Annotated in this window: 32 protein-coding genes; 11 read left to right on the top strand and 21 right to left on the bottom strand. The window is 28.7% G+C overall.

Annotated elements, in window-relative coordinates; genetic code table 11:
• Positions 1–3: 3 nt before the first annotated feature.
• The 10 genes from AC5SLL_RS06110 to hspQ all read right to left on the bottom strand — a co-directional run bounded on the left by AC5SLL_RS06110 (position 4) and on the right by hspQ (position 7,548).
• A complete protein-coding gene (locus tag AC5SLL_RS06110) occupies positions 4–1,167 on the bottom strand; it encodes a pyridoxal phosphate-dependent aminotransferase (RefSeq protein ID WP_494586480.1) in 1,164 nt (387 codons plus the stop codon).
• 78 nt (positions 1,168–1,245) lie between these two features.
• Positions 1,246–2,397, bottom strand: a complete 1,152-nt coding sequence (locus tag AC5SLL_RS06115) for an alpha-hydroxy acid oxidase (RefSeq protein WP_494586481.1) — start codon at positions 2,395–2,397, stop codon at positions 1,246–1,248.
• A gap of 10 nt (positions 2,398–2,407) precedes the next feature.
• A complete protein-coding gene (locus AC5SLL_RS06120) occupies positions 2,408–2,923 on the bottom strand; it encodes an acyloxyacyl hydrolase (RefSeq protein WP_494586482.1) in 516 nt (171 codons plus the stop codon).
• Positions 2,916–3,287 carry a cytochrome c-type biogenesis protein gene (locus tag AC5SLL_RS06125; protein WP_494586483.1) on the bottom strand — a complete coding sequence of 124 codons (372 nt, stop codon included), beginning with the start codon at positions 3,285–3,287 and terminating at the stop codon, positions 2,916–2,918. Before AC5SLL_RS06125 ends, AC5SLL_RS06120 begins: the two co-directional genes overlap by 8 nt.
• Positions 3,284–3,805, bottom strand: a complete 522-nt coding sequence (locus AC5SLL_RS06130) for a DsbE family thiol:disulfide interchange protein (protein ID WP_494586484.1) — start codon at positions 3,803–3,805, stop codon at positions 3,284–3,286. The genes AC5SLL_RS06125 and AC5SLL_RS06130 overlap by 4 nt, the downstream gene beginning before the upstream one ends.
• Positions 3,802–5,679 (bottom strand): heme lyase CcmF/NrfE family subunit, encoded by a 1,878-nt coding sequence (locus AC5SLL_RS06135; RefSeq protein WP_494586485.1) that lies wholly within the window; start codon positions 5,677–5,679, stop codon positions 3,802–3,804. The genes AC5SLL_RS06130 and AC5SLL_RS06135 overlap by 4 nt, the downstream gene beginning before the upstream one ends.
• A gap of 1 nt (position 5,680) precedes the next feature.
• Entirely contained in the window at positions 5,681–6,100 is a 420-nt protein-coding gene (gene ccmE / locus AC5SLL_RS06140) for a cytochrome c maturation protein CcmE (RefSeq protein WP_271516476.1), read from the bottom strand.
• A 10-nt stretch (positions 6,101–6,110) separates the two neighbouring features.
• Positions 6,111–6,338, bottom strand: a complete 228-nt coding sequence (locus tag AC5SLL_RS06145; RefSeq protein ID WP_271516472.1) for a hypothetical protein — start codon at positions 6,336–6,338, stop codon at positions 6,111–6,113.
• Positions 6,335–7,045 (bottom strand): heme ABC transporter permease CcmC, encoded by a 711-nt coding sequence (gene ccmC, locus AC5SLL_RS06150; protein WP_271516470.1) that lies wholly within the window; start codon positions 7,043–7,045, stop codon positions 6,335–6,337. Before ccmC ends, AC5SLL_RS06145 begins: the two co-directional genes overlap by 4 nt.
• Before the next feature lie 182 nt (positions 7,046–7,227).
• Positions 7,228–7,548 (bottom strand): heat shock protein HspQ, encoded by a 321-nt coding sequence (gene hspQ / locus AC5SLL_RS06155; RefSeq protein WP_271516469.1) that lies wholly within the window; start codon positions 7,546–7,548, stop codon positions 7,228–7,230.
• A gap of 79 nt (positions 7,549–7,627) precedes the next feature.
• On the opposite strand from hspQ, the gene AC5SLL_RS06160 reads away from it, so the two are divergent.
• Both AC5SLL_RS06160 and AC5SLL_RS06165 read left to right on the top strand, forming a co-directional pair.
• Entirely contained in the window at positions 7,628–8,179 is a 552-nt protein-coding gene (locus tag AC5SLL_RS06160; RefSeq protein ID WP_494586486.1) for a septation protein A, read from the top strand.
• A complete protein-coding gene (locus AC5SLL_RS06165; RefSeq protein ID WP_494586487.1) occupies positions 8,172–8,516 on the top strand; it encodes a DUF2794 domain-containing protein in 345 nt (114 codons plus the stop codon). Before AC5SLL_RS06160 ends, AC5SLL_RS06165 begins: the two co-directional genes overlap by 8 nt.
• A 3-nt stretch (positions 8,517–8,519) precedes the next feature.
• On the opposite strand, the gene AC5SLL_RS06170 is transcribed toward AC5SLL_RS06165, so the two are convergent.
• A complete protein-coding gene (locus AC5SLL_RS06170; RefSeq protein ID WP_271516464.1) occupies positions 8,520–9,281 on the bottom strand; it encodes a Bax inhibitor-1/YccA family protein in 762 nt (253 codons plus the stop codon).
• A 60-nt stretch (positions 9,282–9,341) separates the two neighbouring features.
• Here AC5SLL_RS06170 and AC5SLL_RS06175 point away from each other — a divergent pair, with 60 nt between their 5' ends.
• From AC5SLL_RS06175 to AC5SLL_RS06205, 7 genes are read left to right on the top strand one after another with little or no spacing between them, the layout of a single operon-like run.
• Positions 9,342–10,379 carry an aldo/keto reductase gene (locus tag AC5SLL_RS06175; RefSeq protein WP_494586488.1) on the top strand — a complete coding sequence of 346 codons (1,038 nt, stop codon included), beginning with the start codon at positions 9,342–9,344 and terminating at the stop codon, positions 10,377–10,379.
• Positions 10,370–10,882 (top strand): invasion associated locus B family protein, encoded by a 513-nt coding sequence (locus AC5SLL_RS06180; RefSeq protein ID WP_494586489.1) that lies wholly within the window; start codon positions 10,370–10,372, stop codon positions 10,880–10,882. The genes AC5SLL_RS06175 and AC5SLL_RS06180 overlap by 10 nt, the downstream gene beginning before the upstream one ends.
• Before the next feature lie 21 nt (positions 10,883–10,903).
• Positions 10,904–12,073, top strand: a complete 1,170-nt coding sequence (locus tag AC5SLL_RS06185; RefSeq protein ID WP_494587077.1) for an argininosuccinate synthase — start codon at positions 10,904–10,906, stop codon at positions 12,071–12,073.
• A gap of 4 nt (positions 12,074–12,077) precedes the next feature.
• Positions 12,078–12,695 carry a DsbA family oxidoreductase gene (locus tag AC5SLL_RS06190; RefSeq protein ID WP_494586490.1) on the top strand — a complete coding sequence of 206 codons (618 nt, stop codon included), beginning with the start codon at positions 12,078–12,080 and terminating at the stop codon, positions 12,693–12,695.
• A 56-nt stretch (positions 12,696–12,751) separates the two neighbouring features.
• Positions 12,752–13,210: a hypothetical protein gene (locus tag AC5SLL_RS06195; protein WP_271516453.1), complete on the top strand. Its 459-nt coding sequence runs from the start codon at positions 12,752–12,754 to the stop codon at positions 13,208–13,210.
• On the top strand, positions 13,210–13,590 hold the full coding sequence (locus AC5SLL_RS06200; protein WP_494579718.1) for a phosphate-starvation-inducible PsiE family protein: 381 nt from the start codon (positions 13,210–13,212) through the stop codon (positions 13,588–13,590). The genes AC5SLL_RS06195 and AC5SLL_RS06200 overlap by 1 nt, the downstream gene beginning before the upstream one ends.
• A gap of 6 nt (positions 13,591–13,596) precedes the next feature.
• On the top strand, positions 13,597–14,739 hold the full coding sequence (locus AC5SLL_RS06205) for an FAD-binding domain-containing protein (protein ID WP_494586491.1): 1,143 nt from the start codon (positions 13,597–13,599) through the stop codon (positions 14,737–14,739).
• Here the strand turns inward: AC5SLL_RS06205 and AC5SLL_RS06210 are convergent.
• Genes AC5SLL_RS06210 through AC5SLL_RS06235 form a run of 6 tightly spaced genes read right to left on the bottom strand, consistent with a single transcriptional unit; the run spans position 14,736 to position 18,360 of the window.
• Entirely contained in the window at positions 14,736–15,344 is a 609-nt protein-coding gene (locus tag AC5SLL_RS06210) for a MarC family protein (RefSeq protein WP_494586492.1), read from the bottom strand. The genes AC5SLL_RS06205 and AC5SLL_RS06210 overlap by 4 nt on opposite strands.
• 40 nt (positions 15,345–15,384) lie before the next feature.
• Positions 15,385–15,606 (bottom strand): hypothetical protein, encoded by a 222-nt coding sequence (locus AC5SLL_RS06215; protein ID WP_006997612.1) that lies wholly within the window; start codon positions 15,604–15,606, stop codon positions 15,385–15,387.
• Positions 15,607–15,611: 5 nt separating this feature from the next.
• Positions 15,612–16,331, bottom strand: a complete 720-nt coding sequence (locus AC5SLL_RS06220) for a type 1 glutamine amidotransferase (RefSeq protein WP_494586493.1) — start codon at positions 16,329–16,331, stop codon at positions 15,612–15,614.
• Between the two features lie 3 nt (positions 16,332–16,334).
• Positions 16,335–16,751 carry a YqaA family protein gene (locus tag AC5SLL_RS06225; protein WP_494586494.1) on the bottom strand — a complete coding sequence of 139 codons (417 nt, stop codon included), beginning with the start codon at positions 16,749–16,751 and terminating at the stop codon, positions 16,335–16,337.
• On the bottom strand, positions 16,748–16,870 hold the full coding sequence (locus AC5SLL_RS06230; protein WP_494586495.1) for a DUF2256 domain-containing protein: 123 nt from the start codon (positions 16,868–16,870) through the stop codon (positions 16,748–16,750). Before AC5SLL_RS06230 ends, AC5SLL_RS06225 begins: the two co-directional genes overlap by 4 nt.
• Complete coding sequence (locus tag AC5SLL_RS06235; RefSeq protein ID WP_494586496.1) at positions 16,870–18,360, bottom strand: cryptochrome/photolyase family protein; 1,491 nt, start codon at positions 18,358–18,360, stop codon at positions 16,870–16,872. The genes AC5SLL_RS06230 and AC5SLL_RS06235 overlap by 1 nt, the downstream gene beginning before the upstream one ends.
• Positions 18,361–18,387: 27 nt before the next feature.
• Here AC5SLL_RS06235 and AC5SLL_RS06240 point away from each other — a divergent pair, with 27 nt between their 5' ends.
• Together AC5SLL_RS06240 and AC5SLL_RS06245 are read left to right on the top strand one after the other, a co-directional pair.
• Positions 18,388–19,098: an SDR family NAD(P)-dependent oxidoreductase gene (locus AC5SLL_RS06240; RefSeq protein ID WP_494586497.1), complete on the top strand. Its 711-nt coding sequence runs from the start codon at positions 18,388–18,390 to the stop codon at positions 19,096–19,098.
• On the top strand, positions 19,073–20,182 hold the full coding sequence (locus AC5SLL_RS06245) for a PQQ-dependent sugar dehydrogenase (protein ID WP_494586498.1): 1,110 nt from the start codon (positions 19,073–19,075) through the stop codon (positions 20,180–20,182). Before AC5SLL_RS06240 ends, AC5SLL_RS06245 begins: the two co-directional genes overlap by 26 nt.
• Positions 20,183–20,234: 52 nt before the next feature.
• Here AC5SLL_RS06245 and AC5SLL_RS06250 read toward each other — a convergent pair whose 3' ends face one another.
• The 4 genes from AC5SLL_RS06250 to AC5SLL_RS06265 are packed head-to-tail and all read right to left on the bottom strand — an operon-like array spanning position 20,235 to position 24,536.
• Entirely contained in the window at positions 20,235–21,899 is a 1,665-nt protein-coding gene (locus tag AC5SLL_RS06250; RefSeq protein ID WP_494577984.1) for a tetratricopeptide repeat protein, read from the bottom strand.
• Between the two features lie 44 nt (positions 21,900–21,943).
• Entirely contained in the window at positions 21,944–22,999 is a 1,056-nt protein-coding gene (locus tag AC5SLL_RS06255; RefSeq protein WP_494586499.1) for an MBL fold metallo-hydrolase, read from the bottom strand.
• Between the two features lie 10 nt (positions 23,000–23,009).
• On the bottom strand, positions 23,010–23,690 hold the full coding sequence (locus AC5SLL_RS06260) for an FkbM family methyltransferase (protein ID WP_494586500.1): 681 nt from the start codon (positions 23,688–23,690) through the stop codon (positions 23,010–23,012).
• Entirely contained in the window at positions 23,691–24,536 is an 846-nt protein-coding gene (locus tag AC5SLL_RS06265) for a bifunctional 5,10-methylenetetrahydrofolate dehydrogenase/5,10-methenyltetrahydrofolate cyclohydrolase (protein WP_494586501.1), read from the bottom strand.
• Between the last annotated feature and the right edge of the window lie 4 nt (positions 24,537–24,540).

The raw sequence follows: 24,540 nt of genomic DNA on the forward strand, positions 1-24,540 counted from the left end.
GTCTTAGCCTAGCATTTTTTTGATATTTTCCAATGCGTTAGATATGTTATCTTGTGAGGCTGCAAAGCTAAATCTTACGTAATCTTGGCAAGTTTTACCAAAAGCTGTTCCTGGAACTATTGCTACTCCCGCTTCATGCATACATTTTTTTGCAAATTCTGAACCATTCATTCCTGTTCCAATTACCTTTGGAAATGCATAAAAGGCTCCACCTGGAAGGCTACATTCTATACCTGGCAAACTATTTAAACCTTCATGAATTAGTTTTCTTCTCTGTGTAAACTTTACCATCATTTCATTAATTGAATCATCTGGACCATCCAATGCTGCAATTCCTGCAAATTGAGCTGCTGCATTTACACACGATACACTATTAATTAAAAGCTTATTAACATGTGGAATTAATTCCTTGGGCCAAAAACTCCATCCTAGTCTCCATCCCGTCATCGAATATGCTTTGCTCCAACCTTCTAATACAATCAGTCTTTCTCTTAACTCTGGATAATTAAAAAATGAAGGCATTTCTTTATTATCAAAAATCTGTCTACTGTAAATTTCATCACTTAATATAGTTACGTGTGGATGTTTTTTAAGACCTTCAGCCAATACATCAATATCCGCTTTTTCCACAAAGCTACCCGTTGGATTGTTTGGGTTAATTAATACTAACAATCTAGTTTTATCAGTGATTAGTGATAAAATTTTTTCTGGATTAAATTTAAGATCTTTATCTTCAGTTAAATCATAAGGTACAGATGTTGATCCAGTATAATTAATCATCGACTCATATATTGGAAAGGCAGGTGTAGGGTGAATTATTTCAGCACCTGGTTCTCCAAAACATTGAATGGCATAACTCATCGTAGGTTTTCCACCTGGCATGATTAAAATTCTTTCAAAATCTACATCAACACTATAACGTTTTTTAATCCATCTTGTTACAGCTTGTCTACATTCTGGAATACCGTTGGACATTACATATCCGTGGTGACCATCATCTAAAGCTTTTTTTGCAGCATCTACTACGTGTTGTGGTGTTTTAAAATCAGGCTGACCTAACCCTAAATGAATCATTGGATTTCCTTTAGCCTCTAAAGCCTTAGCTTCAGCCAAAACACTAAATGCAGTCTCAGTTCCTAATCTCTCTAAATTTTTTGCTAATTTCATAATAATTTAATTTAATTCTAATATTAATATTTTATAATTTAACTTATTTTTTTTATATATACTTTTGATAAGTAATAACTATTTTCTATAGATTAATTTTGACGCATCTAATTCTTTCAGAGTCTTACAGCCCATTAATACCATATTTCTATTAATTTCATCATGCATATTTTGCAACAGACGTTCTACACCTGCTTGACCTCCTGCACTTAATGCAAATAAAAACATTTTTCCAAAACTACAAGCTGTTGCACCAGCTGCTAAAGCTTTTAAAACATGAGTTCCACGTCTTACTCCACCATCTAATATGATCTCTAATTTATCTCCAACAGCCTCTCGAATTGCACTAACTTGGTCAAAAGGTGACCTTGAACCATCTAGTTGTCTACCGCCATGGTTTGAAATCATAATTGCTGAGCATCCTATATCTATAGCTTTTTTTGCATCCTCGACTGACATCACGCCCTTAAGTGCAAATGGACCATTCCATTTTTTCACACAATATTCAGCATCTTTCCAATTCATAGCTGGATCATATTGTTCATTAATATATTCAATTACAGACTTTGAAATATTGGTACCTTTGTCTGTTTTGTTTTTAACATTAGATAATTCAAATTTTTTATGAGTAAAATAATTAAATACCCACTCAGGCCTCATTGCAAAACTAATTAAACTTTGAAGGGTAAGTTTTGGAGGAGTGGTAAATCCAGTTCTATGATCTTTTTCTCTATTTCCAGCAACTAAAGTATCTACTGTTAAACACATGCCATCAAAGCCAGAGGTTTTACATCTATCAATTAAATCATTCGTTATTGATTGATCCTTATGAACATAAAGTTGGAACAATTTTGGACCATTTGAGATTTCTGCAATTTCTTCAATTGTATTATTTGCCATGGTGGACATACTATAAAAAGTACCAAATTTTTCAGCAGCTCTAGCAGATGCTTTGTCTCCATCATGATGATAAAGTCTTTGCATTGCAGTTGGGGAAAGAAAGATAGGCATATTAATTTTTTTACCAAAAACTGTAGCCGAAAGATCAGGCTTTCCGACGCTTGCAAGTATGTTAGGAATTAAATCACAATCATTAAATGACTCAGTGTTTCTTCGTAAAGTTTGTTCATCATCTGCTCCACCATCGATATAGTGAAAAATTGGTGAAGGTAATCTTTTTTTTGCTAATTTTCTAAAGTCACTAAAATTATGACAATTTTTTAAATTCATAAATGGAAATTTAAAAATTTTTTAGAAGATTAAACATATAGCTATTTGCGCCAGGATTTTTATCTCCTAAACTTGCATTTGATATATGATTATATGACATTCCTAAATTAGTACTATCTGAAAGGGTGTAAGATAGTTGCATTTCAGTTTTAAACTCTAAAGCATGTCCTAAGTCTTTTCCATCACCTTCATGATAAATTCCTGGGGCAAAACTTGGTGTAAATTTAATTTTGTTACCAATTGCATAGTTCCACTCTACACCTGTATATACATAAGCTGCTGAATTTTCAGTTATGAACCCTCCAGTTATAGGAGATGCATTCCCAAGAAAAGTATTTCTCTCTAAATTTTCATTTTGATGTTGGAATCCAAAGAGTATAGCTTTTTGCTTATTATCACTGAAATCAAAATTACCAGTATAAAAATTATATTGATGTTCACTAACATTTTCTTCTGCATTTATAGAAAAAGAAAATAGTACAAAAATTACTACTGAAAAAATTTTTATGTATATATTTTTATTCATTTTTTTTTTGAATTTTTTTAACTATTATCGCACCACCTAATAAAAATAACAACAAGGGTAATAACCACAATATATAAGTGTTTTTATTTAATTGTGGCTCATAAACTATCCAATCGCCATACTTTTCTATTAAAAAACTGTAAATAGAGTCTTCTTTTGCCCCTTCATTAATCTTTTTATCAACAATTAATTTTATACTAGATGCAAATTCTGACTCAGAGTCGTATACAGACTGACCCTGACAAATCAAACAACGGATATTTTTTAATATTTTATTTTTTAAGATATCGCTTTTTTCATCAGATTTTAACTCTGAAAAATTTGTAATTAATAAAAGTATTATAAATATCCTAAAAATTTTCATTTAATCATTAACTTAATTTTATTTACGGTTTCCTGGTCAATTGGGCCAATAAATTTCTTTATTATTTTTTTATTTCTATCTATTAAAAAGGTTTCCGGGACACCGAAAGCACCAAATTCAACACCTAAAGTACCATCTTTATCAATTAAAATTCTTGAATAGGGATTGCCAAATTCATCAATAAATTTTTTTGCATTATTAAAACTATCCCTATAATTTAAACCAATTAGTTTAACTGAATGATTTTCATTTAATTGCATTAACAGAGGGTGCTCTACTCTACAAGGCACACACCAAGATGCCCAAATATTTACAATATAATAAGTATTATCTTTAAAAATTTCATCTGAACTAACAGTTTTTTTTGAAAAGAAATCTACTGCATTAAAAATGGGAATATCTTTTTTAATGCTAGTTTTGGGTACATAGGTATTTGGATTATTCAATCCTTTGTATAAAATTATAAAACAAAAACTTAAAACTACACCTGTAATTAATATAGTTATATTTTTTTTCATATCCTAGTTTTAAATAAACCTATCGTTCCACCAAGACCTAATAAAAAAACAGAAATCCAAATCCATACCATAAATGGTTTTGATTGATATCTAACATTAAAATATTCATTACCTTTAACAAGATTCATTACTATAAATTTATCTTCCAATAATGTTGTTTTTATATCTGCCTCGCTAGTAACCATTAAAGGTTGATTATAAACTCTTATCTCTGGTTCTAATTCAACAACATTTCCTTCCAGATCTTTAATTTCAAAAAAAGCAACAATTGAATTAAAATTACTCTCTCTTCTTTCTTCAATCTTTTTAAAAAAAATTTCTTCTTTTCCAAATTTAAATTTTTCACCTATCTTCATATTAGTAATCACCTCTGATGATAAGATGCCATTAAATAAAATACTCAATATCAATAAACTAAAACCAAAGTGGGCAATTGTTTGTGAACTATTATTTAATTTTTTAGTCAAAAGTTCTTTAAGAGTTGTGAAGAAAAGAAAAAAAGCAGCTGATAACAAAAGAGTATAGAAAAGAATATTTGTTGTTAGATTTTTGATTATAAAAAATGTTAAAATTATTGAAATAATAAATATTATAAATATTGAATATTTTTTTTCAATTTTTGACTTGATCCATTTAAGTCTTGGGCCCAAGGCCATAAATAATAAAAAGGGTATTAAAAATGGAGCTATTAGTTTGTGATAAAATGGAGGTCCTACAGAAATTTTTTCTGATGAAATAACATCTAAAAAAATTGGATAAACTGTACCTATTAAAACAACAGACAAAAAGTACATCATAAACCAATTATTTATTAAAATGGATGTTTCTCTACTAAGCCAAAAAAAATTATTTTGATTACCATTATTATCTTTATGAAAAATAAAAAATACACCCAAAGATAAAATTATTAAAACAAACAAGAAGATTAATATAAAAATTCCCCTTGCTGGGTCGTTTGCAAAAGTATGCACAGAATTTAATAAGCCAGATCTGACTAAAAATGTTCCACACATACTTAAGGTGAATGTTGTAATAGATAACACAACTACCCATGATGTTAATGTGGCTCTTCTTTCTAATACCGCAATACAATGTAGAAGAGCTGTTAACGATAACCAGGGCATTAAAGAAACATTCTCAACAGGGTCCCAAAACCAAAAACCTCCCCAGCCTAATTCATAATAAGCCCAAATTGAACCTAACATAATTCCTAATGATAAAAAAATCCAAGATATTAAAACCCATTTTTTTATGTGCTGTGCCCATTCTTTAGAAATATAATTTTGAGCAACTGCTGCCAGTGAGGCTGAAAATATTATAGAGGCACCAACATATCCTAAGTATAAAATTGGAGGATGTATTGCTAATGCCGGATCTTGCAATATTGGATTAAGACCAAGGCCTTCTTTAGGAATTGGAAATAAATAATTAAACGGATTTGAGGTAGTTAATACAAATAAAAAAAATCCAATAATTATAATTTGCTGAAATAGTAAAGTTAATATTCTATATTTTTTTGGTTGTGAATTTGATTTTAGTAAAAATAAAAAAATAAATAAAGTTAAAACTAATAACCATAATAACAAACTACCTTCATGATTACCCCAGGTTCCAGAAATTTTATAAAATAATGGTTTGGTTGTATGTGAGTTATTAAAAACTGTCTCATTGCTAAAATCTGAATTTATAAAAGATAAAATTAAACTAAAAAAACTTACAATCACAAAAGTTAACTGAAGGAAAGTTAAGATTATTATGTTTGCATTAAGTTTTTTATTAACTTTATTAAAGTCTTGGATAGCTATTGTGCAGAGTAAAAATGAAAATAACAATCCAAGTATTAACGAATAATAACCTATTTGATTAGCAAGCAATTTATTTAACTCCTAAGGCTTCTTTGACTTCTGGTGGCATATAATTCTCATCATGTTTTGCCAAAATTTTTGTTGCAGAAAAATAATTTTTGTCTTTTAAAAAACCCTCAGCAACTACTCCTTTTCCTTCAGCAAATAAATTTGGTACGGCACCAGAATAAGTGACATTAATTTCATTTTTAAAATCAGTAATGATAAAATTAACTTCATTAGAATTGATAACTACAGATTTTTCTTTAACCATACCCCCTATTCTTATCTTTTTGCTCTCTATTTCTATTAGAGAATTTATTTCAGATGGAGACTGAAAATATATAACGTTCTCTTTTAATGATTGTAGAATTAGAAAAACAGTTAAAATTACAGTTGCTAGAAGCAATACTAAGAATAAAAATCGTAATTTAACCTTTTTACCATACATGGTTTATTAGTTAAATATTTGATATATTGGATAATATTTCGTTATTGATAGTTTGTTGTTTAGCAGCTTTAGCTTTTTCAATACTTAGGGAACCAAACTTATTTGCAAATCTTTTTTGTTCTTTTGAAAGTTGCAATTTGATCACAAAATATAAAGTTGTAAAACTAGTCAATGTAAATGCAAATGCTGACCATACATAAGCTCCGTACCCATTCATTGAAATTATTTCTATTATCATAATCTATCTAATCCTTTATTTTTAAGTTTTATCAGTTCCGTATTATATTTCATCAAAAAAATGAGTAATGAAAAAAGAGCAAATGCCGCAGTCATTAAGCCTAATGGTATTAGCATTGATGAGTGAATTGCTGTGTTAGTTGTTATGATATTTATTGATGCCGGTTGATGGAGTGTATTCCACCAATCAACTGAATATTTAATAACTGGAACATTAACTACTCCTATGATTGCAATTATAGAAGTTATTTTAACTACTTCTTCTTTGTCCTCATATATCCTCCATGCCAATAAATACATTCCATAAAATAAAGCTAACACTAGCATAGATGTTATTCTTGCATCCCATGCCCACCAAGTTCCCCATGTTGGTTTGCCCCAAATAGAACCAGTAACTAATGCTACAATATTAAAAACAAAGCCTGATGGTGCCAAGCTTTTTGCAATTAATGCAAAATTCTTATTTTTAAAAATAAAGCTTCCAATAGATAATAAAGTTAAACTTGAAAATATTCCAAGTGATATCCATGCTGCAGGGACATGTACATACATAATTCTTACAGAGTCACTTTGTTTATAATCTTCGGGTGAAAGAATGAGTGCTTCTATTAAGCCAATTGTTAAAACAACGATAAATAGAAATAGAACATATTTTGGTGCCTTCGAAGTTATTGCAAAAATCTTATTAGGTTCAAAATATCTAAACATTTTAAAATTATATATTAAAAGAAGTTAAATTAATTCTTATTTGGAAAAGTTAATCTGATCAAGAGTGATGAGGGAGATAATGATTACTAAGAGGTATTAGTATAACACTCTTGACCAGAATATAGTTTAATATAGGCTCAATCTGTGTCTGAGGTTTGAGTAAAATGTGTTAAAAAAAAGATTTAATTAGATGGCTTAAAGTAACTAGAGCCCTTTTTTCCTGAAAATATCTCTTCGATTAATGGATGTTTAATTGGATCCTCTGAATCATCCATAAGTAGATTTTGTTCTGATACATAGGCTTCGTAGGTAATCTCATCATTTTCAGCTAGTAAATGATAAAAGGGTTGATCTTTTCTTGGACGTACATTCTTAGGAATTGACTGATACCATTCTTCAGAGTTATTAAACTCAAAATCAACATCGTAAATTACACCTCTAAACTCAAAGTGTTTGTGTTTAACAATATCACCTATTGAAAATTTTGCTTTTTGAATTGCCATTATTATTAATATGGGGGTTTAAAAACAAAAATCAATAAAAAAAATATAATTGTTTTTTTATTATGTTAATATGTCTCAAGTGAATAAATCTTTTCTTAAATTTGCAACAGACTTTGGGCCTTTAGCTATATTTTTTTTCTATTATTATAATAATGATAAGAATTTATCAGTTGCCATACCACCACTTATAGTTGCAACTCTAGTTGCATTAGCAGTTGTTTGGGTTTTTGAAAAAAAAATACCCATGATGCCTTTGTTGAGTGGTATTTTAATTACATTCTTTGGTGGTCTTACCATTTATTTTAATGATCCAATTTTTGTTTACATAAAACCAACAATTATAAATATTTTATTTGCTCTTGGTTTGTTTTTTGGAAAATACTTTACAAAAGAACCTGTTCTTAAGAAAATTATGGGTAAATCAATTTCTTTAACTGATATTGGTTGGGAAATTTTAAACAAAAGATGGATGTATTTTTTCTTTGGTCTTGCATTGTTAAATGAATATATTTGGAGAACACAAACTGAAGAGTTTTGGGTTAATTTTAAGGTTTGGGGAATGCTACCAATAACTATTATTTTTACGGCCTTTCAAATATCTATAATTAATAAGTATAAGCTTGATGAATAGAAACTTAAAATTAGTCATCAACAATCCTCATAATCAGATTACAGAGAAACAATTTTTTGAAAAGAATGAGCTTAAAGTTATTTTAGATTTATATGCCAAAATGGTCTCGGAAGGAACTTGGAAAGATTATGGTTTAAGTATTTCAAGCAGACAGGTAGGTTTCAGTGTTTTTAAAAATGCTACCGAAAATGCTTTATACAAAATTTGTAAAAATTTTAAACCTAACAGTAAAAATCTGAAATATTTAATCACCGACTCTAGTGGGAAAATTTTAAAAAATTCCTTTGATCTAGAAATATTACTTAAAAATACTAATTGGAAAAATCTTAAAAAATAAAAACTATCTTCTTTGTCCAAATAATCTCAGTAACATTATAAATAAATTTATAAAGTCTAAGTATAGAGTTAAGGCACCCATCACAGCTTTTTTACCCATTAACTCTCCTGTATCACTTGAAACAAACATGTTTTTAATTTTTTGAGTATCATAAGCAGTAAGTCCCACAAAAATTAAAACACCTAAGATTGAAATAACAAAATCCATCATGGAAGATTTCATAAACATATTAACAACTGATGCCACAATAATACCAATTAATCCCATCATTAAAAATGATCCTAGTTTTGTAAGGTCTCTTTTAGTTGTGTAGCCGTAAATACTCATTGCTCCAAAAGTAATTGAAGTAATAAAGAAAACTCTAGTAATACTCGCTCCTGTATAAACTAGAAATATTGAAGATAAAGAAAGACCCATCAATGAGGCAAAAACCCAAAAGGTTGTTTGGGCACTTGCTGCCGACATTTTGTTAATTCTAGCACTCATGTAAAAAACAACTCCAAGAGGAGCTAACATTACAACCCATTTAAAACCTGATAAAAAAATTGTATTTCCCAAACTTGTTAAAGCAACAATTGATCCATTCGCATCTGTTACTACTGAAAGTTTAAAAAATATTAAAGAAACTAATCCAGTCAATAAAATACCAGATGCCATGTAGTTATAGACTTTTAACATGTAGGCTCTTAGGCCCTCATCCATTACTACTGTTGATTGTTGAGCTTCTTTAACTTTATTTAGTATATTTTGTTTATTGAATTCCATTCCATATATATAAAGGCTTTTACTATTATTTCAAGATACCTTATTAAGGATTAAATTAATATGAACTACAAAAAACTAGGAAATACCGATTTAAAGGTTAGCACAATTTGTCTAGGGACAATGACTTGGGGAGAGCAAAATACTCAGGCAGAAGGTTTTGAGCAGATGGATTATGCATTAGATCAAGGAGTAAATTTTTGGGATACGGCAGAGCTTTATTCGGTTCCACCAAAAGAAGAAACCTACGGTCATACAGAAATTATAATTGGTAACTGGTTTAAAAAAACAAACAAAAGAGACAAAGTCATTTTAGCAACTAAAGTTGCTGGTCCAATGCGAGCCTACTTAAGAGGAGGTGGTAATAATTATGGAATAAAAAAAATGACTGAAGCTGTTAACGATAGCTTAAAAAGATTGCAAACTGATTATATTGATCTCTATCAGCTACATTGGCCTGAGAGAAATACCAATATGTTTGGAAGATTGGGCTATGAACACAAAGATAATGGTGAATGGAATAAATTTGAAGATGTCTTGGGCAATTTACAAAAGTTTGTAGATGCGGGGAAAATTAGAGAAATTGGTTTATCTAATGAAACACCATGGGGTGTAACAAAATTTTTAGAGCTAGCAAAAGAAAAAGGTCTTCCAAGAATGATGTCTGTTCAAAACCCTTACAATTTATTAAATAGAACTTATGAGGTTGGACTTGCTGAGATTTCAATAAGAGATGACATTGGTCTATTAGCTTATTCTCCACTAGCAAGTGGATACTTAACTGGAAAATACAGAAACAACCAATTGCCAAAAAACTCCAGAATTGAAAGAGATGGTAATTTTTGGACTCGATATGAAAAGCCAAATACAAAAAAAGCAGTTGATGCATACTATGAAATTTCAAAAAAACATAACCTAGACTTAACTCAAATGTCACTTAAATTTTGTGAAATACAACCTTTTATGACAAGTGTTATTATTGGGGCAACAACCATGGAGCAGTTGAAAACTGATATAGAAAGTGTAAATATAAATTTAACTGATGATGCAATTAAAGAAATAAATGAAATACAAACTATTTACCCTAACCCATGTCCATAATTAAAAATTTTATAATCATAATTTTTTTTGCTACTTTTATCAGCCAAGTTAATGCTGAAGAAGTAAAAAAAATGGGTACACATAAAGATTGGGAAACATATGTAATAAACTCGGACACAGGTAAAGTGTGTTTTGCTCAATCTAAGCCGGTTCTCCAATCACCTAAGGCGAACCCTAGAGAAGCACGATTATTTATTAGCTTTAGACCCGGAGAAAAAATAACCAATGAGATAAGTGTTACTGGTGGCTATGAATTTAATAATAAAAATACGGTAACAGCAACTTCAGGAAAAAACATATATAAATTTGATCTTATTCAAGAAGGATTTGCTTGGATGTCAGACCAAGATAATAAATTAGAAAAAAAAATGATCAAAACAATGAAAAGAGGATCTAGGATAATGATTACAGGTTATACTCAGAATGGATCTTCAACTATTGATCATTATTCACTATTGGGTTTCACTAAGGCATACAATGCTACTATAGCAAATTGCAGCTAAGTAGATGAAACCTAAAAAAAAATTGTACTCGCATATTCTGGTGGGCTAGACACATCTATTATATTAAAATGGCTTCAAGAAAACTATGATGCAGAGGTTATTTGTTATACCGCAGATATTGGGCAAGAAATTGATAGAAAAAAAATTATAAAAAATGCCAAAAGACTAGGTGTTAGAAATATCATTATTGAAAATTTAAAAGATATTTTTGTAAAAGATTATGTTTTTCCAATGATAAGAGGACATGCAATTTATGAAGGTGTTTATTTGTTGGGTACATCAATTGCTCGACCTTTAATTGCAAAACGTCAAATTGCTGCTGCTAAAAAATTTGGAGCTTATGCTGTTTCACATGGATCAACTGGTAAAGGAAATGACCAAGTAAGATTTGAATTAGGTTACCATTACTTTGGTCCAAAAGTTACAATTATTGCACCGTGGAGAATTTGGAAATTAAATTCTAGAACAGATTTAATTAGATATGCAAAAAAAAATAATATTCCAATTCCAACAGATAAAAAAGGTGCTCCTCCTTTTTCTATTGATGATAATTTATATCACACATCAACTGAAGGTAAGGTTTTAGAAAACCCAAAAAATTCAGCTCCTGAATTCCTTTTTCAAAGAACAGTGTCTCCTGAAAAAGCACCTAATAAACCTTCTTTTGTAACCATAGGATTTAAAAATGGAGACCCTGCAACAATTAATGGTAAAAAATTATCACCTGGAAATTTGTTAAAAAAACTTAACGATGTTGCTGGCAAAAATGGAGTAGGTAGAGTTGATTTAGTTGAGAACAGATTTATTGGGATTAAATCTAGAGGTGTTTATGAAACGCCTGGTGGAACACTATTAATGTCAGCACATAGAGCAATTGAGTCTGTTACTTTAGATAAAGAAACTATGCATAAAAAAGATGAGATTATGCCTAAATATGCAGAACTTATTTACAATGGTTATTGGTACTCAAAAGCAAGATTTAAACTTCAAAAAATTGTCGACCTTAAAAAGAATAAAGTTAATGGCTCTGTTAAGCTTAAATTATACAAAGGTAATATCACTATAATGTCTAGACAGACAAAAAGTAATGCTTACTCAATGAAAAAAGTTTCTTTTGAAGAAAATAAAACCTTTAATAAATCAAACGTAGAAAGATTTATTAACTTTCATAAACAAAAACTTCGTTCATAAATTAATGAAAATAAAAGTATTTGCTGACACAATTTGTGGGTGGTGTTTTATTGGTCAGACAAGATTAAATAAAGCTTTAAACGCCTTTCCTGAAACTAAGTTTGAGATAGAGCATGTTCCATTTCAACTAAATACCGACATGCCTAAAGAAGGAATTGAAAGAAACAAGTACTTAGAAATAAAGTTTGGGGGAAAAGAGTTTGCTCAACCAATGTATGATCGAATGACAGAAGAGGCCAACAAAGAAAATCTTAATTTTAATCTAGATAAGATAAAGAAAACACCCAATACTGTATTTTCTCACTTATTAATCAAATTAGCTGAACAATCTAATGTACACAACGAAATTAAAGAAAAAATATATCAATCATACTTTATTGAAGGTCTTGATATTGGAGATAAAGAAATCTTAATTAATATTGGAAAAGAATTTAATATTAATGGAGAAGCAATTAATGATTTTTTTAACTTAAAAAATATTGAAGAAGTTAATTCATATATTTCGGTTGCTAGAGAGAAAGAAATTCATGGAGTGCCCTTCTTTGAAATAGGAAAAGATTTTATTTCAGGCGCCCAAAGCTCCACAAATTTAGAAAGTGTAATAAAGTCCAATTTAAGCTAAAAATTAAAGGACAATTTAACCTTTGTTTTTATCTAATAAAAATCTAATCTATGTTCATGGAATCATTAAAAAATTGGATGAAGGATGCTGCTAACATTTTATTTGATGATAGTAAAAATGATCTAAGGTCTTTACCAAGGTCTGTTAGATTACAAATTTTATTAGTTCTGAGCTTCGTTTGGACAACTGTTTTTAGTTTATATATATTTTCTTATACAACTTTTGCATTTGGTTGGGCTGGTTTATATGTTGCTCATATTGGATTGATATTTGCAGTCTACATGACATTCAAGCATTTTCATAAAGCAGAAGCACAATCTAGCAGTGTATTCAAAACTAAAAACTTTGATCCATTTAAAATTATGGTTATTGTTTTTGTCATTGTATTCATCTTCGTATTCTCTAAAGGAATAGAAGTTTTAACCAGTCCAAACCCTAGCTCTTACTCAATTCCATATGATGGTCCATCAAAATCAGTGTTTGAAAAGTGGCTACCATTTAGTAAAGATAAGTAATGGATAAAATAGCAAAAAATTTACAACTAGTATTAATGTGCATTATTTTAGTAAGCACTGTAATTGCTGTTGGTATGGAAATTAAAAATATGTTTCTAAATCAATCTGTAATGCTAGCAGATTTACTTTTGATGTTTCTTTATTTAGAAGTCTTAGCAATGGTTCGTGTTTTTTGGAACCAGCAATCAATAAGCATAACTTTACCTCTTTTAATTGCGATAACTGCCCTAGCTCGATTTATTATATTGCAAGGAAAAGAGATGGATCCATCAGCATTAGTTTATGAAGCTATAGCTATAGTTCTGATTGCATCTGCAATAGTTATTCTTAGATTGAGACATAGTGATAAATTGGGCCTAAAGAAAAGAAAATCTAAATAGTTTAAAATGATTTTTGAAGCTTCAAGGGCTAAAGCCGTTGATCAATTAAATAATTTTATTGAACAAAATCTTACAGACTATTCAAAACTAAGAAATTTTGATTTTGGACCTAGTAATAGATCTAATATTTCTTGTTTATCCCCCTATATAACACACGGAGTAATAAATGAATTAGAAGTAATTGATAAATCTCTTAAAAAGTTTTCATTTGCGAAAAATGAAAAATTTATTCAGGAAGTTCTTTGGCGTGTTTATTGGAAAGGTTGGTTAGAATTAAGACCTAATGTTTGGTCAGATTACTTAATAGAATTAGGTAAAGTTAAAGATCAATTTAAAAACGATCAAAATTATTTGGATGCAATTGAAGGAAAGACAAATATAGATTGTTTTAATGAATGGGTAATTGAGCTTAAAGAAAACAATTACCTTCATAACCACACAAGAATGTGGTTTGCAAGTATTTGGATTTTTACACTAGAATTACCATGGCAATTGGGTGCTGAGTTTTTTATGCAACACCTTTTTGATGGTGATGCAGCATCAAACACCCTTGGTTGGAGATGGGTAGCTGGAGTTCAAACTCAAGGCAAACATTACCTCGCAAGTGAATGGAATATAAATAAATTTACTAATAATAGATTTAAAAATATAAAACTTAATGAAAATGCCCCTTCAATATTCAGTGATAAAACTTACTCTATTAATAAAAAAAATTTTTTAAATCCTGAAATTTTAGAGAATAAAACTTTATTAATATTTGAAAATAATACGACTTTTGAGGTTTCTGATTTTAAAGAACAAAAATTTAAAAAAATTTTATTAGTCTCAAATAAAACAAATAGAGTAATCGAATTAAGTGAAAAAGTATTGAAATTTAAAGCTGATCTTTTAGAGGATCAAAAAATAAGATTAGGAGGAAAATCAATTAATTGTGAAACTATTAACATTAATGATTTAAAAAATATTACTGAAGAAGTTTATGCTTTATATCCAACCGTTGGTGAAAACTTAGATTTTATTCAAAATAATCAATTAAAAAATATAAAATTTTTATATAGAAAGTTGGATCAGTTTTCTTGGCAATATTGCAATAAAGGTTTTTTTAATTTTAAAAATTATATTCCAAAAATTATTGCTAAATTTAATTAAGCTAAAAAGGTTTTAATACCATCCAAAATATACTGCACACTTAATCCAACAAGAATAATCGCAACCACTCTTGATATAACTCCAATTATTTTTTTATTTATTATTTTAGAAAATTTTGAAGCTATAAAAAAAATTATAAAAGTTAAAAATAAAACAGATACTAATGAAATCATTCCTGCAGTTTGATTAGTGAAATTAGTTCCAATATCTGAAACAGAAACAATTACTGATGTGATTGCAGCTGGTCCTGCAATGATAGGTGTTGCTAAAGGAAAAACACTAACGTTATCTGAATTAAGATCTACGTCTTCTTCTTTTCTTTGTTGACGCTTGTCAAACAACATCTCAATTGCAATTATTAATAAAATTATTCCTCCACCAATTGTGAAAGCTGGATAAGAAATATTTAAATAACTTAGTAATGAGCTTCCAAGTAATGCAAAAAATAGTAATATTATTGAGGCTATTATTGTTGCACTTAATGCTATTCTTATCTTTTTGTTAGTATCCATATTTTGAGTAATACTTAAAAACAATGGAGTGTTTCCCAAAGGATCTATAACAATAAAATATAGAAAAAAAGTTTGGATAAAAATCTCTGACATCTGATTTATCTATCTCTTTAAAAAGTAATTACAATTTAAATTAAAACCAACGTATCATTCCAATAATACCTGCAGTCGCATAAAAAAATTGTAATACAAGTATGCCCTTATGGCCTCCTCTATACGCCCAAATACCAATTAAAATAGCTGATATAAGCAACAAACAAAATCCCAAAAACTCAATACCTATGTTTAAAGCTACAAATAAAGAATATAGAATTGCTGTAACAACCCCTGCCCATTCAAAAAATTTGTTGTTCATATTTTTTATAAAAGTTTTTTAAAATTATTATAAAGAGTTTTTGAATAATTATTCATATCAGACATATTATTTTTTGCAGCTTTATCAAATTTATCTAGGGCGCCTTCACCTAATTGATTCTCAAGAGCTTTTTTATACTCAGGCACACAACCCCACTCATTAACTGTTGTGTCTTTAATCTCAATATGAAATTGAATTGCATATGCATGATTTTGGTATTTAAAAATTTGATACTTGGTAACTGGAGATGATGCTAGCAATGTTACATCCTTATTATTTTCTATTCCCTGAACTTCATAAGAATGCCACTGTAAACTTTTAATTTGTTCTGGAAATTTTGAAAAAAGATTATCTTGATTTTTTTCATTGGTAAAATTTATATCCATAATCCCAATTTCAGCTGGACTTGATTTAACTACCTTACCACCAATTACTTCACCTAATAACTGGCAACCAAGACAAAAACCTAAATAAGGTTTTTTTAAATTTATAACAAATTCTTTAATTGCTTTTTTTTCTTCAATTAACCATGGGTATTCTTGCTCCATAAAAGTATCCATTGGGCCACCCATACAAAACATTCCATCAAATTTACTTAAATCACTTGGAATTTTTTCACCTTCGTCCAGCTCTATAGTGGTTAAATTAAAACCATCAGCTAGCATTAAATCTTTTATATAACCAGGGTCTTCAATTTTTATATGCTGTAAAACTATTATATTCATTACTTAGCCAATTAAATAAAAGACAATAAGGTACCTACTTACTTTTCCAATTGCCACTAAAATAATAAAATCTAAAAATCTAACTCTTAGTAAACCTGCAACTAAAGTCAGTGGATCACCTATTATTGGAACCCAAGCAAATAATAATGACCATTTACCAAATTTACTAAACCATTTTGATGATCTTTCTATTTGTGCTTCTTTAAATGGAAACCATTTTTTTATAGTAAGATTTCTTGAATAATATCCTAAAACCCAGTTAACAACAGATCCTAAAACATTTCCAAAGCTTGCAACAATTAACAATAATAAATTATCATAATTTGATGTTGCAATTAACCCTGCCAATGTGAGTTCAGATGAAAACGGTAAAATGGTTGCAGCTAAAAAAGATATAGCAAATAAAGATAAGTAAATCACTTCGAACACTTCTTAGAACAATACTTTACCTTATCCCAGTTTAATTTCCATTTCTTGCGCCAAACAAAAGGTCTTTTACAAACAGGACAAATTTTTGATGGTAGATGTTCTTTTTTCACTAAATTGTATTTTGTTTTATAAATTTGTCTGCTTCAGATAAAATCATTTTTTTTCTATCATTTTTCATTTTATCAAAAACATAAACCATCATTGATAGTCTGGGGTTTTTTAAAAAAAATTTTCTATTTCTATCTATAAATCTCCAGTACAAACCATCCATCGTATTGCACCAATCCCCTTTCTTAAAATCCATCATTTTCATAAAATAACTTGATCCGCAAATGTATGGTTTAGTTGCAAAAATACCTCCATCACTAAATAGGCCCATTCCATAAACATTGGGAACCATCACCCAGTCAGATGAATCGACAAACATTTCCATAAACCATTTATAAACAATTGTTGGTTTAACCTCACAAAGGTTCATTATATTTGATAAAATCATCAATCTTTCAATATGGTGAGACCAGCCATGATTAACAGCATTTTTAATTGCATGATCCAATGGAGGTAAACCAGTTGTGCCTTCATACCAAGACTTTTTCATTTTTCTTTCATGTTTGAAAAAATTTTTTGTTTCCATTTCATTAGAGTAACCTTGATAAATTCCACGCATAAACTCTCTCCAACCTATTATCTGACGAACATAACCTTCAAGCGAGTTCATTCTAATTTTATGTTTTTTATGAAATTCTAAAATTTTTTGAATGATAATCTCAGGAGTTATCAATCCTAAATTAATGTACGGACTTAATGCGCTATGAAATAAAATATTGTCTTTTTGATTAACAGCATCTTCATAGTCACCAAATAAATTTGATTTCTCTTTAATAAAAAAATCTAACAGTTTAACCACATCATTATATTCAGTTGCTAACCAAAAATTATATGTATTTCCAGGGTGATCTTTAAATAATTTTTCAATAATTGGTTTTAATTTTTTAGTGTGATTAGTTTCATTAATTTTTGGAAATTTTGGTATTAACACATCTTTTGGTAATTTATTTCTGTTATCCTCATCAAAACTCCATTTGCCCCCAATAGGGTTTCCATCTGCTCCCATTAATATTCCAGATTTTTTACGAACCTCTTTGTAAAATGTTGCCATAAAAGGTTTTTTTGATTTTGCTAAATAATTTTTAAACTCATCTCTTGAGTTTAAAAACATTGGAGTTTGAATAATATTCCAATTTATTTTTTCTTTTTTTAAAAATTGAGAAATTTTCTTTTCAAAAAATTTATCCTCAACCTCAAAACTTGAAATTTCAGTAATTTTTTTTTGATTAATGATAATTTTTAATTTTTTAAAGTAAGTGTCTTTAAAACCTTTGTCTTCAATTTTAGAATATTCGACTTTGTATTTATTCGCTTTAAGCGTATCCGCATAAGACCTCATAGAAGATAGAAATAGCAGTATCTTTTGCTTATGATGCTTTTCATAAGTACATAGCTCATAGTCTTCTGCCATGTAAAAAGAGTGGTCCTTTTTGAAGCGGTCTATGTATTTTAATGGAAATAATTGATTGCCAAGTATAAAAAACAATTTCATAATTAAATATAACTAATTAAAAATTATATGTCAGAAAAATATCTTATTTTTGGTGCGACAGGTTCTGTGGGCTCTAGCTTAGCTGAACAATTAAAAAATTCAGGTAATGATATACATCTTGTTGCAAGAAATGAAAGTGAAGTTAAAGCAATCGCAGAAAAATTGGGTTGCTCTTATACAGTTGCTGACGTTTTAGAAGATGGATTTATAGAAAAAGTAAAATCAGATATTAATGATATTAAAGGGGTCGCTTACTGTGTGGGCTCTATTGATTTGAAACCATTAAGAATGGTTACAGAGGCTGATATGAATAAATGTATGAAACTAAACCTTTATTCAGCCATTGAAGTTATAAAAGGATTTCAAGAAAGTTTAAAAAAAAACAAGGGTTCAGTCGTTTTATTTTCAACCGTTGCTGCTCAAAGAGGTTTTACTAATCACACAATTATTGCATCTGCTAAGGCTGCTGTTGAGGGATTAACTGTTACACTGGCTGCTGAGTTTGCTCCAAATATTAGAGTAAATTGTATTGCGCCTAGCTTATCGAAATCTAAAATCGCAGAACCAATGTTAAAAAATTCTACAATTGCAGAAGGAATTGCTAAAGCACATCCTCTGAAAAGATTGGGCGAAGGAAAAGATTCTGCAGCGCTTGCTAAATTTTTAATTACTGAAGAGAGTTCTTGGATTACTGGACAGATAATAGCTGTTGATGGTGGTAGATCAAAACTTTCTTAAAGTGAAAAAATATCTTTCATTAGTAATTTTTTTCCTTTTATTTGCTTCAAAAAGCTATTCTAATAATTATACATTCACTAAAATTATAGAGCTAGATGAACCTTGGGGATCATCCTTTATTAACAATGATGAAATCATTATTACTGAAAAAAGTGGAAAAATTAAAATTATTAACGTTATTTCAAAAAAAATTACAGAGGTTAAACATAATCTTAATTTTTTAGAAGTTGGCCAAGGTGGATTGTTAGATATTATTCACCAAGATAATATATTATGGATTTCTTATTCAGAAAATAGAGGGGATTCGAAAACAAGTACATCAATTGCAAAAGCACAATTAAACAAACAAGAATTAAATTTTAAAAATATTTTTCAAGCAAACCCTCCTATAGATTCTGGTTATCATTTTGGTTCAAGATTAGCGATTAAAGATGATTATATTTATGCATCAGCTGGTGAAAGAGGCCAAGGTATGATTGCTCAAGATCCCACAAAACATCCTGGTAGTATTATTAGAATTCATACTGATGGTCGTATTCCCAAAGATAACCCAAAGTTTATTGGTAAACCAGATTGGTTGCCTGAAATTTATCAAATAGGTGTTCGTAATCCACAAGGTTTAACACTTTCTGATTATGATGGAAAAATATATTTAAGTAATCATGGTGCAAGAGGTGGTGATTGGTTTGGAGAGGCAAAAAAAGGAGAAAATTATGGATGGAAAATTTTAGGCTGGGGTGGAAAAAATTATTCTGGAATTTCTATTGGTCCAAAATGGAAGCCAGGTTTTACTAAAGCAATTCAATATTGGGTACCTTCCATAGCTACAAGTGCTATTACAATTTACAGAGGAAATGAGTTTAAAGAGTGGAATGGGCATGCACTAGTTACTTCTTTAAAAGATAGATCTTTAAGAAAACTAATATTTAATGATCCAACTAATGTGAAAGAAGATGTTATATTTAAAGATAATGTTGGAAGAATAAGAGATATTCAAGTTCATCCGTCTAATGGTAAAATATTTTTCTTAAGTGAAAATGCTTTATGGTTAATGGAGATGAATCAACAAAATAAAGTCAAATAAAAAACATTAAAATGTGCAGTAAATAATTATTGCTGAATATGCTAATTATTAATTATAATAATTTAAGAAAGATTCTTTCTAAATCTTTAACAGCTTCATCATTTTCAAATAAAAATATTTTTGCATTCTCTGAATAATATCTTTTAGTTTCTAACATTTTTTTTTCATCTAAATTTGCAATTTCTACAGCCTTTTGTACGTAATCATCTATACAAGTTACTATGGGTGGATCATTAATTTTCATTTGTTTATATGCTCCTAATACGATTCTACTTTTAAGATTTTCAGATGGCATACTAACTGTAGGGGTTCCATACAGCATGGACTCATGAAAACTATTTCCTGCTCCAAAATATAATGTATCCAGCAATACTGAAGACCTTCCACACAATTTAATATAATTTTCAAGGCTCATTTTATTTAAAAAAGTAATTCTCTCATAATTTGATGGAATATTTTTTTTAAATCTATTAAATAGTTTTTTGCTTATTATCTCATCTGCATCTTTAATAAATATAACCTCTGCTTTTTTATCTTCTTTGAGTATTTTACTAATTACCTCATCAAAATGAGGGTGAACTTTTATTAAGTTTTGAGAACAAAAATATTTATTTTTTATGCTCAATTGCTTGTCTATTAGAGTTTTTGGGGATGTGGGTGTATAAAAATACATAGGTAAATAATCTGATAAAATCAATTGTTCTGAAAATCTTTTTTGAGCATTTTGAGTTTCCAATAGTTTGGATGATAAAAAATAATCTATCGAGTCATTGCCTGTTGTAATTGGATGTCCCCATGAAGTAAATTGTGCTTTTGCAAATCTAATATATGAAAGAAAATAAAACTCTGTGGACATTCCTATATCTGGAAAAAAAGCAATGTCTAATTTTTCTTTATTAATTATATCTATTTTTTCTTGAAATTTAGATGGCAAAATAATATTTTTTATATTAAGTGTGTTTTTGAAGTTGTCAAAAAGGATTGATTTCTTTGTGTTCTTTGAATGAAACACACTTACTTCAAATTTAGATTGATCTAACTTGAAAATAATTCCATGATATAATTTGCCAATTGTGTGATTGCTAAAAAATTCAGAAATAAACCCTATTTTTATTTTTTCATTATTATTTTTTTTTACAAAGCTTTGATTTAACTCCGGATATGTTTTTCTATATAAATCTACAATTTTTTTATTTAATTCTATATTTTCATATTGATCATAGGATAAATAGAAGATTGGTGGATTAATTGTATCTTTATCCAAAGTAAGCTTGATGTCACTTTCTTTTATTAATTCATTTAAAGAATTAGAAAACTCTTTTCTCGTTTTGTCTAAATCATTTTGATCTTGAAAAAAAAGGGGATAAAGAAAATCTTTAATAATTTTATATTTTGGTGACAAATTTTTAGAGTAAAAATTATCATTAATATATAATTTAAGTTCTTTTGTTTTATCTAATTTTTTTAAAGCTCTAAATTTTAAAATAAAAATCTGCTTAGAATCTTTTCCAAAATCAATTATTTTATTTAGTGTGTCTTCACATTTTAGATACTTATTATTTTCAAAATAAACTATTGCTAGGTTTTCTAAAATTGAAATTCTATTTGGACTAAGTTCTAGGGCTTTTTCAAATTTTTCTTCTGCTAAAAAAAAATCTTTTTCTTTGTAATGCTCTATGGCTTCTAAAAAAAATTTCTTTGCATCAGTTCCAGACATAAAAATTTATAATAATTTTATATATAATATTTGTATAGCTAATTTTATTGTTTAGATAGTAAGCTCTCTAAAGGTTGAATTTCTCCAACTTTAAAAATAATAGCATCATCTTTTTTAAAACCATACTTTTCTGCACTAGCTTTAAATCTTACTGGTGGTTCCATAATAGGTTCTAGTGATAAAACAAAAGTTCCCCAGTGTGTTCCCATAACCTTTTTACTTCTTAAATCTTTTGCTACATTTAAGGCTTCTTCTGGTGTTGTGTGATAAATTGATTTATCAAACATTGGCTTAAAGTCATAAGCTCCAATATTAATCATTGTTAAATCAATTGGACCATATTTTTCACCTAATTCTTTGTAAATATTTCCATAGCCAGTATCACAAGCAAATAGGATTTTTTTACCCTTATATTCAATTAAAAAATTACCCCAGAGTGTTTTATTCATATCCGTTAGACTTCTTTTAGACCAATGAACAGCTGGGAGTAATGTTACTTTTAAATCCTCATTAACTTTAATTTCTTCATACCAATCCATTTCATTTACATCTTTAAATTTATTTTTTGTAAAGTATTTTCCAAGATTTAGTGGTGCCAAAACTTTTGTATTTTTAAACGGATACTTTCTAATAGTTCCCATATCTTGATGATCATAATGATTATGTGTTAATAATAATAAATCAGTCTTTGGAATTTCATCTAAATTTAAGGCAGGCTCAGTGAATCTATCTGGACCAAAAATTAAAGGTCCCGCATTTTTAGAAAATACAGGATCTGTTATAATCGTTGTGTCTCCAAGTTTAATTAAGTAAGTAGCATGACCAATCCAAGCAATATAATCTTCATTTTTATACTTTTCTAAATCAGATAAAACTTTTTCTTTATCAACAACGTGTTCTTTAGGAACGGTCATGTCTATTTTCTTTTTCAATTTAATAAATTGCGTGTAAGAAAACTTGGCTTTACTAGTTCTAACGGGCGATCCTTCTGGGTTTCTAAAAGTTCCATCTGGTAAATGATGATAAGGTTTTTTATCCATAGCAAATGATGATGAGTTATAAATAAAAATCATAATTATAAAAGTTAAAAATTTTTTCATCTATCTTTTCTTAATTGTATAATCTTTTAAAAATATGACTAAAAACTCCTGACCATAATAATTCATAGTTTTTATCAGTTAAAAAATTATAGATATCACTTTTTTTTATTTCTTTTGCATGAATTTCAACACAAACTAACTCAGGTTTAAACCTATCAAAAGAAAGACCCTCCAAAACTTTGAGGTCAGCCCCTTCAACATCGATGTCTAAAAAATCAATTTTGGAATTTTTATATTTATCTCTATTTAAAATTTCATTTAAAGTAAAAGCTTCTACTTCTTTTTCTTTAATATTCCCTTGAAAAACAATTTCAGCTTGTTTTTTTTCTGTTGTACTTAATTGACTAAGCTCTTTCTGATAAAACAACTTTATAAATTCGTTCTTATTAGAAATTGCACAATTATAATTCAAATCTTTTGGTCTCATATAATTAAAAAGATCAATAGAAAATTGACTTGTATCTATATTGATACCATGCCAATTTTTTTTGTGTAATAGATATGTATTATTTATATGTATAGGATGATAACAGCCAACATCTACATAAAAACCATTTTTTCTATCTTTGAAATATTTTAAAATAACAGTATCCTCATTATCCATTGAATAAGATTTTTTTTTAATAAAAAACTTATGCTTAATATAAATACTGTGAAGTATATGTAGTTTTTTTAATATTTTTTTTAACACTTATTTTTGAGATCTTTTAAAACACTCAATTGTATTTTTTAACAGACAGGCAATAGTCATTGGTCCTACTCCGCCTGGAACAGGAGTTAAAGCTTTTGCAACTTTTGAAACTTCTTCAAATGCAACATCACCAACAATACCATTTTCAGTTTTATTGATCCCAACATCTATTACAATTGCATCTTTTTTAACCCAGTCCGCTTTTACAAGCTCTGGAATGCCGACTGCCGCAACAATAATATCTGCCTCCAAGCATTCTGCTTTTAAATCTTTAGTTTTTGAATGAGTAATTGTTACAGTGCAATTTTCTTTTAAAAGTAACTGTGCCATTGGCTTACCGTTTAGATTTGATCTACCAATCATAACCGCTTTTTTCCCACTCAAGTTTGGTTCAATTTTTTTAATCATTAGATAACACCCTAAAGGAGTACAAGGAACTGAACTTTCATAGCCTGAAGAAAGATTTCCAACATTCATTGGGTGAAACCCATCAACATCTTTTCCTGGTAAAATACTTTCAATTACTTTTTGCTTATCAATATGTTTTGGTAAAGGTAATTGTACTAAAATTCCTGAAATATTTTCATCTTTATTAAGTTCTTCAATTTTATCTAATACTGTTTTTTCTTCAACAGCCTCTGGGTATCTAATTACTTCTGATTTTAACCCTACTTCGTTCGCAGCTTTTTCTTTCATACGAACATAAATTTGACTAGGAGCCATATCACCTATTAAAATTACCGTAAGACCTGGAACTTTATTGTGTTTAGCTTTTAATTCTACAACTTCTTGTCTTAGTTCTTCTCTAAGTTCAGCTGCTATTTTTTTTCCATCAATTAAAATCATTTAT

The organism is Candidatus Pelagibacter sp. PS_43 (genome assembly GCF_059417795.1).

Bases quoted from the DNA above. Each gene is read 5' to 3' on its own strand.
- AC5SLL_RS06110 (WP_494586480.1), bottom strand. From the start codon at position 1,167: ATGAAATTAGCAAAAAATTTAGAGAGATTAGGAACTGAGACTGCATTT.
- AC5SLL_RS06115 (WP_494586481.1), bottom strand. From the start codon at position 2,397: ATGAATTTAAAAAATTGTCATAATTTTAGTGACTTTAGAAAATTAGCA.
- AC5SLL_RS06120 (WP_494586482.1), bottom strand. From the start codon at position 2,923: ATGAATAAAAATATATACATAAAAATTTTTTCAGTAGTAATTTTTGTA.
- AC5SLL_RS06125 (WP_494586483.1), bottom strand. From the start codon at position 3,287: ATGAAAATTTTTAGGATATTTATAATACTTTTATTAATTACAAATTTT.
- AC5SLL_RS06130 (WP_494586484.1), bottom strand. From the start codon at position 3,805: ATGAAAAAAAATATAACTATATTAATTACAGGTGTAGTTTTAAGTTTT.
- ccmE (WP_271516476.1), bottom strand. From the start codon at position 6,100: ATGTATGGTAAAAAGGTTAAATTACGATTTTTATTCTTAGTATTGCTT.
- AC5SLL_RS06145 (WP_271516472.1), bottom strand. From the start codon at position 6,338: ATGATAATAGAAATAATTTCAATGAATGGGTACGGAGCTTATGTATGG.
- ccmC (WP_271516470.1), bottom strand. From the start codon at position 7,045: ATGTTTAGATATTTTGAACCTAATAAGATTTTTGCAATAACTTCGAAG.
- hspQ (WP_271516469.1), bottom strand. From the start codon at position 7,548: ATGGCAATTCAAAAAGCAAAATTTTCAATAGGTGATATTGTTAAACAC.
- AC5SLL_RS06165 (WP_494586487.1), top strand. From the start codon at position 8,172: ATGAATAGAAACTTAAAATTAGTCATCAACAATCCTCATAATCAGATT.
- AC5SLL_RS06170 (WP_271516464.1), bottom strand. From the start codon at position 9,281: ATGGAATTCAATAAACAAAATATACTAAATAAAGTTAAAGAAGCTCAA.
- AC5SLL_RS06175 (WP_494586488.1), top strand. From the start codon at position 9,342: ATGAACTACAAAAAACTAGGAAATACCGATTTAAAGGTTAGCACAATT.
- AC5SLL_RS06180 (WP_494586489.1), top strand. From the start codon at position 10,370: ATGTCCATAATTAAAAATTTTATAATCATAATTTTTTTTGCTACTTTT.
- AC5SLL_RS06190 (WP_494586490.1), top strand. From the start codon at position 12,078: ATGAAAATAAAAGTATTTGCTGACACAATTTGTGGGTGGTGTTTTATT.
- AC5SLL_RS06195 (WP_271516453.1), top strand. From the start codon at position 12,752: ATGGAATCATTAAAAAATTGGATGAAGGATGCTGCTAACATTTTATTT.
- AC5SLL_RS06200 (WP_494579718.1), top strand. From the start codon at position 13,210: ATGGATAAAATAGCAAAAAATTTACAACTAGTATTAATGTGCATTATT.
- AC5SLL_RS06205 (WP_494586491.1), top strand. From the start codon at position 13,597: ATGATTTTTGAAGCTTCAAGGGCTAAAGCCGTTGATCAATTAAATAAT.
- AC5SLL_RS06210 (WP_494586492.1), bottom strand. From the start codon at position 15,344: ATGTCAGAGATTTTTATCCAAACTTTTTTTCTATATTTTATTGTTATA.
- AC5SLL_RS06215 (WP_006997612.1), bottom strand. From the start codon at position 15,606: ATGAACAACAAATTTTTTGAATGGGCAGGGGTTGTTACAGCAATTCTA.
- AC5SLL_RS06220 (WP_494586493.1), bottom strand. From the start codon at position 16,331: ATGAATATAATAGTTTTACAGCATATAAAAATTGAAGACCCTGGTTAT.
- AC5SLL_RS06235 (WP_494586496.1), bottom strand. From the start codon at position 18,360: ATGAAATTGTTTTTTATACTTGGCAATCAATTATTTCCATTAAAATAC.
- AC5SLL_RS06240 (WP_494586497.1), top strand. From the start codon at position 18,388: ATGTCAGAAAAATATCTTATTTTTGGTGCGACAGGTTCTGTGGGCTCT.
- AC5SLL_RS06245 (WP_494586498.1), top strand. From the start codon at position 19,073: ATGGTGGTAGATCAAAACTTTCTTAAAGTGAAAAAATATCTTTCATTA.
- AC5SLL_RS06250 (WP_494577984.1), bottom strand. From the start codon at position 21,899: ATGTCTGGAACTGATGCAAAGAAATTTTTTTTAGAAGCCATAGAGCAT.
- AC5SLL_RS06255 (WP_494586499.1), bottom strand. From the start codon at position 22,999: ATGAAAAAATTTTTAACTTTTATAATTATGATTTTTATTTATAACTCA.
- AC5SLL_RS06265 (WP_494586501.1), bottom strand. From the start codon at position 24,536: ATGATTTTAATTGATGGAAAAAAAATAGCAGCTGAACTTAGAGAAGAA.